6 protein-coding genes are annotated in these 8,477 nt (G+C 57.1%); 2 read left to right on the top strand and 4 right to left on the bottom strand.

From position 1 onward, the window contains the following. A partial coding sequence (locus tag AC1ME3_RS20100) for a GmrSD restriction endonuclease domain-containing protein (protein WP_480956164.1) occupies positions 1-788 on the bottom strand: 788 nt, incomplete at its 3' end. A 419-nt stretch (positions 789-1,207) separates the two neighbouring features. Here AC1ME3_RS20100 and AC1ME3_RS20095 point away from each other — a divergent pair. Continuing rightward, entirely contained in the window at positions 1,208-2,125 is a 918-nt protein-coding gene (locus AC1ME3_RS20095) for an ArdC family protein (RefSeq protein WP_480956163.1), read from the top strand. Positions 2,126-2,510: 385 nt separating this feature from the next. Next, complete coding sequence (locus AC1ME3_RS20090) at positions 2,511-3,560, top strand: hypothetical protein (protein ID WP_480956162.1); 1,050 nt, start codon at positions 2,511-2,513, stop codon at positions 3,558-3,560. Here the strand turns inward: AC1ME3_RS20090 and AC1ME3_RS20085 are convergent. The 3 genes from AC1ME3_RS20085 to AC1ME3_RS20075 all read right to left on the bottom strand — a co-directional run bounded on the left by AC1ME3_RS20085 (position 3,557) and on the right by AC1ME3_RS20075 (position 8,470). Continuing rightward, a complete protein-coding gene (locus tag AC1ME3_RS20085) occupies positions 3,557-4,417 on the bottom strand; it encodes a hypothetical protein (RefSeq protein ID WP_480956161.1) in 861 nt (286 codons plus the stop codon). The two genes, AC1ME3_RS20090 and AC1ME3_RS20085, sit on opposite strands and share 4 nt — an antisense overlap. Positions 4,418-4,420: 3 nt before the next feature. Then, positions 4,421-5,098 carry a hypothetical protein gene (locus tag AC1ME3_RS20080; RefSeq protein WP_480956160.1) on the bottom strand — a complete coding sequence of 226 codons (678 nt, stop codon included), beginning with the start codon at positions 5,096-5,098 and terminating at the stop codon, positions 4,421-4,423. Between the two features lie 87 nt (positions 5,099-5,185). Beyond that, positions 5,186-8,470, bottom strand: coding sequence for a DUF499 domain-containing protein (locus AC1ME3_RS20075; protein ID WP_480956159.1), 3,285 nt, complete (start codon positions 8,468-8,470; stop codon positions 5,186-5,188). Positions 8,471-8,477: the final 7 nt, after the last annotated feature.

The following is an 8,477-nucleotide window of genomic DNA, read 5'->3' as shown; positions in this document are numbered from 1 at the left end:
ACCGGAAGGCCACCCATTGGCGGGAGGTACAGGCCGTCATAAATCGACTTCCCCTCCGCTTCGATCTTTGCCTGAGCCTCGTCTGAAAACTCCGACCAATACTTATGCCCAGAGCCGCCTCGATTAATTGCACGCGTGGCGATGGCAATCGCCGACCGTCGGCCGCGCAAGATACGCTTCTCTACCGGATCGACGGGAGTGGGTGCCTGGTTGATTTTGAAGAATGAGTTCTCAGCGCCAATGGCATCAACGGCGGGCACCCATTGTGCAATGAACGAATTTGAGTTCATCATACCAAGGCGTTCCTTGACCTTTTCGGAGGCGAACTTCGTCCGATTTGCGTCTAGGTACGACGCGTATGTTCCAATATTTGCCTCAACCAATTTCCTAGTTTGCTCCGCGTACTTAAGCTGTTCCTCCGGAATCTGATTTTGGAAGAACTCTACTGATCGCGACTTGTCGCCGTAATCATCATAAATCCAAGATAGAAGTGCGCTCATCCGATGCGCGCCGTCGATTACAAAAACATACTGTCCCGATCTCCAAAGGATGATTGCTGGTATAAGATCACCATCTAAAAAGGCAGCTACCAGATCAACGATCTTCTGAGGCGTCCAACTTGATGTCTCACGCTGGAAATCCGGCTTGCGAAGGCTCTGTACGAAAAAGTCGTCCTTCAGGAGCCCCATGCTAATCGTTCCAGTGGGGTTTCCCTTGAAGGGGACGGTCGCTGCGGCAAAGTCCTCTCGTGGTATGAGAGCATCCAAGTTGACGCCGATCGCTGCCATATTCTCGAACCCTACGTCTTGAGCGTTCGGAAGCGCAGACACGCCTGAACGGGGATGTTCTCCCTTTACCCTGAGGCGACCAGACGGACCAGTGGGCAGAACCCGGTCCTGGCCTAGGAGATCAAACGGACACGCTAGGTGCGTGGACCTATTTGCCGCGTCGTTGGCTTCCTAAGAGGCCGACGGCGCCAGGGGAACACCAAGGGCGGCTGCCCTTTCGTTCCCGAACGACAATCAGACCACCCGTGTAATCCGCCAAGCGCGGCACCCGACGCCATGCAGTCGTCGGCCGCGCTAGGGCGGCTCGCCCGCGCCAGTGGTCAGATTCTCGCCCTCCCTCCCCATCCCGTTCCTCGCCGGAAAGGCAGAGCCGGTTGCTGTTGCGACCGGCTTTCAGCCTCAAAGGAAAGGAAAATATCATGGGACGGATCACCGACAACCGGGCCGACGTATATCAGGAAATCACCGATCAGATGATTGCCATGATCGAGGCTGGCACCCGGCCTTGGTCGAAATCGTGGAACGGGAGCACCGCGCCGAATATCCCGCTCCGCAGCACCGGGGTTCCCTATCGTGGCATCAACGTCCTGACCCTGTGGGTTGCCGCCATGACGAAGGGCTATGCCGCCCCGCATTGGCTGACCTTCAAGCAGGCGATCGCGATGGGCGGTTGCGTCCGAAAGGGCGAGAAGGGTTCCGTCGTCGTCTATGCCAACCGAATCGAGCGGACCGAGGAGAACAACGCGGGCGAGGAGGTCAAACGCGGCATCCCTTTCCTGAAACGCTATACCGTTTTCAACGCCGAACAGATCGACGGCATCGAGGAGCAATATCCCACTCCCGCGCCGATCATCACCGCGACCAACACCGACGAGCGGGACGCCGAGCTGGACGCGCTCTTTGGCCGCGTGCCCGTCACCCTCAAGCATCACGGCTCGCAGCCCTATTATCAGCCGAGCGGCGATCACGTCGTCATGCCCGAATTTGCGGATTTTCATACAAGCGACGATTACTATTCGACCTTGGCGCATGAGCTGACCCACGCGACCGGCCACGTCGATCGTCTTGCCCGCCCCTCGCTCATTTCCACGAAGCGCGAGCACTATGCCCGCGAGGAACTCGTTGCCGAGCTAGGGGCCGCGTTCATCAGCGGCGCGATCGGCATCAAGCTCCAAGATCGCGAGGATCATGCCGCCTATCTGGCGAATTGGCTCCAGACACTCCGCGGTGACAAGCGCGCGATCTTCGCCGCCGCGACCCAGGCACAGGCCGCAGCCGATTGGCTGTTGGCCCGGATGGGGGCCGAGAGCGCGCAGCAGATGGACGAGGCCGCGTGACCCGATCGGGCGCGGCTGACAGCGCCGCGCCCCCGTTTCTAAAGGATCAATCCATGAGCAGGAATCCGCAGCCGATCGAACTTAGCTCGCGCGAAGAGAATCGCGGCTCCGTCTATGCCGTCAGGCGAGCATCGTCGGTACGTTCCGCAAAGAACGCTGTTCCTCCATCTCCGAACAGGCCTAAAATCACGCGCCGCTCCCCCGTAATCGGGGGAGCGGCGCGTGATGGATCATGGCCGGTAGGATGCACTGTCAAAATCGACCCGGAGCTGCGTCAGTGATTAGTCTCGGGGAGCGAACCTCGAAGGCAATCGACACCTACCCTGACTATCCGCACAAGGAGTATTGCGGATTGTGAAAGCCAAGGCGGTAACAAGGTAAAAGCATGGAAGTCACGAACAAATTCGACAAGCGATTCGCCGGAAGTTGGTCAATTTCGAGCAACCGCTTTTCCCGAATATACCCCAAAACGTCCATTCCGCTGCGCGAGAATCTGCGATCAATTAAGGTGCTTAGTCATAACGCTGCCGTAGCAGGAAGTAGCGGTCTGACGCGGGCGGCGGCTGGAGCTGTCTTGGGGTTCCTGGTCGCGGGACCCGTTGGCACGGTTCTAGGAGCGAGTGCCGGTGCTGGTGGAGCAAAGCGAGGCACACTCGACACCTACAGCATCATTGTGTCGTTCAAATCCGGTGAGGTCATTCTAGGAGACGTCACGGCCTTCGAGTTGGAGGCTCTACGGGAGTACCTGCCGTGCCCAGACGATACGCCCCCGGCTTCGGCGCAACAGACTGTTCCGGCGCAGCCGATCGTTCCGACCTCATCGCCGAACCCACCGTCAAAGGTAACAAAGGCTTCGTCTGGCTTGCCGCCGGCAATCAAAGGTCGAAAGACCAAGCGCATGCCAATCAGCCCGTCGCCTCTCGTTGCTTGGCTAGGCGATCCAGGAGAGAACGTTACACTGGATAGATTTCGGTGGCATCTGAGCACAGCGCTAGATTCGCTCAATACGATCAAATGGCGTCATTACGATCAGGAAGTAAGTGCAAATAGCGAGGTGGTCGAGTGCGTTTTACTTGCCATAAGCGTGATGGCAAGCGCAGTAGGCGTCAGTGATGACAAAGAAACATACAAGCTTACATTAAGAGACTATCTATCTGAAGGTATAAATCCCGATCAATTCGACAAAGCCTGGTCTAATCCTTTATTTTCAGCAAGTATGAGCGCATCCAAAGCTGAGCGCGTTATCGTCGCGGCACAAAAGGAATCTTTGACTAAGCCCGAGAAAGATCACGAAAAAGACAATAAAAAGCAAGCTATCAAGAAACATAAAAATGACATAGAGCAACATCTCAACAAACTCAAAGACCTCCTGAATCGTGGTCTGATTGAAGAGAATGAGTATAATGTAGCCCGAGCTAAGGCACTAGAGATCTAGCAACCGCCCTTTTGGGCGCAAACCCTATCATATTCTGCCATCTTCTCGTCTACGTACTCCTTACCCTCCTTTGACATGCCTTCATATTGATCCTTTTGACTAGAAGTCAGCCCTGACGGCTTGTCATATAGATCGGCTGAGTAAGCATCGCGTTCGCTCTTCGTAGTCGTTCCACTTGTGGATATGGAGCTATCAGCTGATATATCTGACGGAGATGAAGACTGGACAGCAACGCCGCTTTCGATTGATTGTGAGTTAGAACTTCTGTTATAAATTACAACAGAAAAAACGATCACGGCTAATATACCGGCGATTATGTAGCCCATAGGGCTAGACTTATTCTTATAAGACTGTGCAGTCTGACTAGGATTAACCTCGGAGCTTTGCAGCGAAAGTAAAGCCTTTCTAGAAATCTCATTTTGCGTAATTCTTGCTTTTTCTTCTTTTTCCTGCGCGGTACGAACTACGTCAAATTGAGACTTTTCGCTTCCGTGCCAAGGCCAAAACCCTTCCTTTTTCGCAAACTCAGTTAGTGCTTTCTGAGTAAAGAACAAATCGTCGGAGATGGTTGATAATAGCTTGCGGCGTGCCCCTAAAAAAGACGGATCGGTAGGGTTGTTAGAAAATCCATCAAATGCAGCCTTAATGGCTCCGTCCTTATCGCTCCACACCCGATCCTCTTTTGTCCAGCGTACGTAACCCGGACCATAAGTTAAGATGTTTCGTACCTTTGCGGTGGTAATTGATTCACGCCGAGCTATATCTTCGATGATCGCTCTGCTGGTTTCACGGGTAGCGTTTTGCGCTAAATAATCTGCGCGGACCCGATCCGTAAGCTCGCCTTCAATCGGAAGCATGAACTAACTCTCCTTACCGCGTGCCTGCCCGTGGCGTATGGCATATTCCAAATCTGTGGCGGCACCATCGTAAAGGGCGCAAGCTGGCAGCGTATTTGGATATCTGCAACCGGGCGGGCAAAAGGCCATGCTACATGTGGTGATACCTGCTGCATCATAGCGGGCAAACACGCTCTTCCCGTCCCACGCCGTCGGCATGGTAGAACGCAGCCCCTTGGCGTTGAGGCTGGCGTCTTCGCCGTGCGAGAGGAGCCCGAGCCGATACCAGCGCGTCAGGTGTGCCCCGATGCCCTCTCGCGTCAGCTCGACGTCGCCGGCGAACAGCGCGGCCACCATGACACCGATCGGCACAGCATGGTCGATTATCAGCTTCACGTCCCGATCGCGGGCCGCGTAACGCCGCTGATAGTCCAGCGGATCTCGTGCAGCTTCCGCTATGATCGCCGCGGCGCCGGCTGATCGGAAGTCGAGCGCATCCAGCATTTTGATCCGCGCCAGCGCCGATGGGTTGTTGAACCAGCGTGGCCGATCGCCCCGGCTACGATGGTGTTCATGCTGCGCAGCGAACGCGTTCCAGTTATCCAGGAAGTCTCGGAACGGCGCGCCGCGATCCTGCGCCTCCACGGCGATCCGAATGTGGTCGAGGTAGCTGTTCGCAAGCACCTTCAGCCGGTCTGACAATCAGTCGCTCCGTGAAATTGATGTTGTGACCGTCGGACGCGCCCGCTCCCCGCTATGCAGGAAGCGGCGCGTGTCTGCCTAAGTGACTTACCTCACATCCTTCTCGATGAATCCTAGCGTGGTGGCATTTTCGATCAGGGTGCGGACCTTGCCCTTATCCATGCCTGACGGCACCTCGGCATCGATCTCGAGCTTGAGCGTGACCTCGCTGCCCGGGATAGTCGTGAGCTGTTCGACGATCGCTTCGACGATCTGATGTATCTCGCGCGCTGGACGCTCGGACGAGATCATCACTGTGCCGAGGAAACGCGTTGGCTTCTTCTCAACCGGGGGGGCGTCAGGTGGGGGCGCAGGCGACGGCTCGACCGCAGGATCGACGGGACCACCAGCAGGCGGTGTCTCGATCGCTTTCTGTGCTGGTTGATGGGCTTCGGCGACATCCGGCTTAATGATGACGCTTTCGCTATCGATGACCACCGCGGCGTTGACCGCCCGCTCGATCGCGAGGCCCAGATAGGTGTCGGTCTTTTCGTCCCACCGCTCGGCATAGGCGAAGGGGCCGGGCAGCATGCCGCCAACAGCCGCCTGTATCGCCTTGACCAGAACGGCCTGGTTCTTGACGCGTGGCAGGTAGGTGTAGCGGTTTAGATACTCCCAAAGGTCCTTGAGCGAGAGGTGCGCCTTGCCGTTCCAGATGTATTTCTGGAGATCGCGATCAAGGCGGGTCGGCCCGAGTTCGGAGAGCAGGCCTTCCTCGCCCACCAGCTTCTTGCTGGCGCGTGCCAGGATGCCGTCTTGCGCCGGCACCTTGCCCGAGACCCACTCGACCTCTGCCTGTGCGCTCTCCTGAACCGGATAATGGAGATAGCACCAAGCCTCTCTAAGGCGTGTTTTCACCGTTTCATTCGCTTCGACGAGCTTGGCTCGCGCCATAGCATCGTCACTCTGTGTGAGGTTGAGGCGGTCCTTCTCCTTGACGATCTCGCCCCACGCTAGAGCGGAGCGGACAGCGTCTTTCAGGTTGTCGAGCTGACGGGCTTCCGCAGCGATGAAGATCAGCATATTGCGATTCACGCGCGACGCGCTGCCTCGCTGAAGAAACATCTCTTTTGCTTCGACTAGGGCTTCAGAGCCATCCCGTCCGTTATGAGGATGGGCTACGCCTAGTACGACGGCGCGCACCCCGCCCGCTTCGTCCGGCACTTCGGCAGAAGTGGTCGGTGCAACCTGTACCGCATCAAAATGACCACGGTCAGCGATCGCGTTGATATATTTGGCCAGCTCGCGATCGATCTCCATCAAGACCAACTTTTCGTCGAGCTGACCTGCCTTGTCGGCTGCGATCCGATTAAGGCTCGCCGACATCGAATACCAGTACCGGCCCAGATCGGCGTGCATGAACTTGGCCTGGTTGGTCAGGCGCCTTAGGGCATCGCCGAAGATTGCCGGCTTTTCTCCGGGCTGCACGACGCCAAGATTGATTTGCTTGTCATCCATGCCGGTATTCTGTTGAGCGTGGGTTGGAGCGGTGCCCATGAAGATCGCCCGCGCAATCCGCCGCGTCGCCGAATAGCGGTTCAAATTAGGCGCTGCCTGGTCGACTTTATACGGCGTCGCCGCGGTGCCATCCACATCGGCCGCGATGATCGACTGCCAACTCACGTCGAGATAGTGAAGAAGCTCAGGTTCCACGCGAGGAGAGCTGACCGACACGCTTCCCGGCATGATCATCACCGACGGGTCGGCATTCATCCAAAGCTCGTGAATGACCTGTGCCATAAGACGCAGAACACCACGCGTTCGTTGAAACTTCTCCAGCGACCCCCAGCTTGTATAAAGTTGGTCGAACAGCTCGGGATGGATCGGGTAGGCCTTTTCAAGCTTGCGGCGATAATCCTCGTCGGCACAGCCCTGAGGGAAATCGTTGGAGTTCTCCCGGTACAGCTTGGCAAACTGCTTCAGCGTGTTGTCCCGGTGGTGGAATCTGTCGCCCGGTATTTCCTTGAAAAGGCGGCGACGAACGATCTCATAGCTTTCCTCCTGCGATGCGGGCCGCCAAGAGGATTCAACGCGGCTGAAGGTCTGCTTCAGGCGCGCAAGCGCTTCCTGCCCGCCTTCGCCACCGACTTCGATCTGCGATGCTGGCAGCGATGCCACCAGCAATGTTCCCGGGCTCGCCTTTACCGCCTCGGTCAGCGATTGGACGAACGAGAGGTTCGCGTCGAACGAGCCGGAGGGAAGCCCTTCGACCCGGTAGATTTGCCGCAGGTAAGCGACCCATTCGTCGATCAGGATCAGGCAAGGAGCGTATTTTCTAAAGATGGATTCAAGGACGTTAGAACCCGGAGCGATGCCCTTTGCATCGTTCTCCGCGATCATGTCGAAGCCCTCTTCGCCGCCCAGTTGCCATGCCAATTCGCCCCAGGTCGTCCGGATTTTCCGATCCCCCGTGGCGTTCAGCACGTCCTGAGGACCGCGCGACGTTCCGACGAGAACTGCCCGATTTATATGGGAGGGTACGGTTAGGCCGCTCTTCTCGAGGAGTTGATCAAGGCCCGACAGATCTTGCGCAGGCGTTCCGCCGGCCATGTGGTACAACGCCAGCATCGAGTGGGTTTTGCCCCCACCGAAGTTCGTCTGCAATTCCACGACTGGATCGCCACCCCCTCCCGACAGTCGCTTCGCCGCGCCGACGAGAAGGGTACTGAGGCCTTCGGTCAGGTATGTGCGGCTGAAAAACTGCTGCGGATCTCGGTACTCTGCAGGCGCACTACCAGCGTGGACCTTGCCCAGGTCGGCTGCAAACTCGGCCTGTTGAAACTCGCCGGTTGCGACGTCCTGGTGTGGCTCGACGACCTCGCGCCACGGCAGAAGCCCGGCGACCGTTTCGACGGAAATCTCTAGCCGCTGCGTCTTCCGGCGCTCTTCGTTGCGCTGAAGCTCGGAGAACTTCGTGCGCAGTATCGTGTCCCGCATCTTGCCAAGCTGATCAGCAACCTCGCCCGCGCTGATCGATTCCATCAATCTACGCATCGAGTCCAGGGCGCGTTCGGCGTCGTCGTATGTGAATGGCTCATTGTGTGAGAGCTTGTTTCGTACGTCCAACAGTTCGGAAACATAAGACCGCTCAGGGTGACCCAGCATCGTTCCGAAAGCCTCTTTCCAAAAGGCCATCATCGTTTTTAAGAGACCTTGCTGGTCCCATGCCACCTCACCCGCGGAATTGGGCTTCAAGCCCTGAACGCGTTGGACCACCTCGATCTGCCAGTGCCCCCGAACCGAGCTTTCAAGCCTCTTCTCTACAAACGGGACCAATGCGTCTGGCAGCAACTCCATGCCTTCAAACACATATTGGCGCGTACTTTTGGCCATTTTCGTC

The organism is Sphingomonas sp. BL2 (genome assembly GCF_056680015.1).
This window is presented reverse-complemented; position numbering and strand designations above follow the sequence as displayed.

Coding starts and splice junctions, on each gene's coding strand:
- AC1ME3_RS20085 (WP_480956161.1), bottom strand. CDS start 4,417: ATGCTTCCGATTGAAGGCGAGCTTACGGATCGGGTCCGCGCAGATTAT.
- AC1ME3_RS20090 (WP_480956162.1), top strand. CDS start 2,511: ATGGAAGTCACGAACAAATTCGACAAGCGATTCGCCGGAAGTTGGTCA.
- AC1ME3_RS20095 (WP_480956163.1), top strand. CDS start 1,208: ATGGGACGGATCACCGACAACCGGGCCGACGTATATCAGGAAATCACC.
- AC1ME3_RS20075 (WP_480956159.1), bottom strand. CDS start 8,470: ATGGCCAAAAGTACGCGCCAATATGTGTTTGAAGGCATGGAGTTGCTG.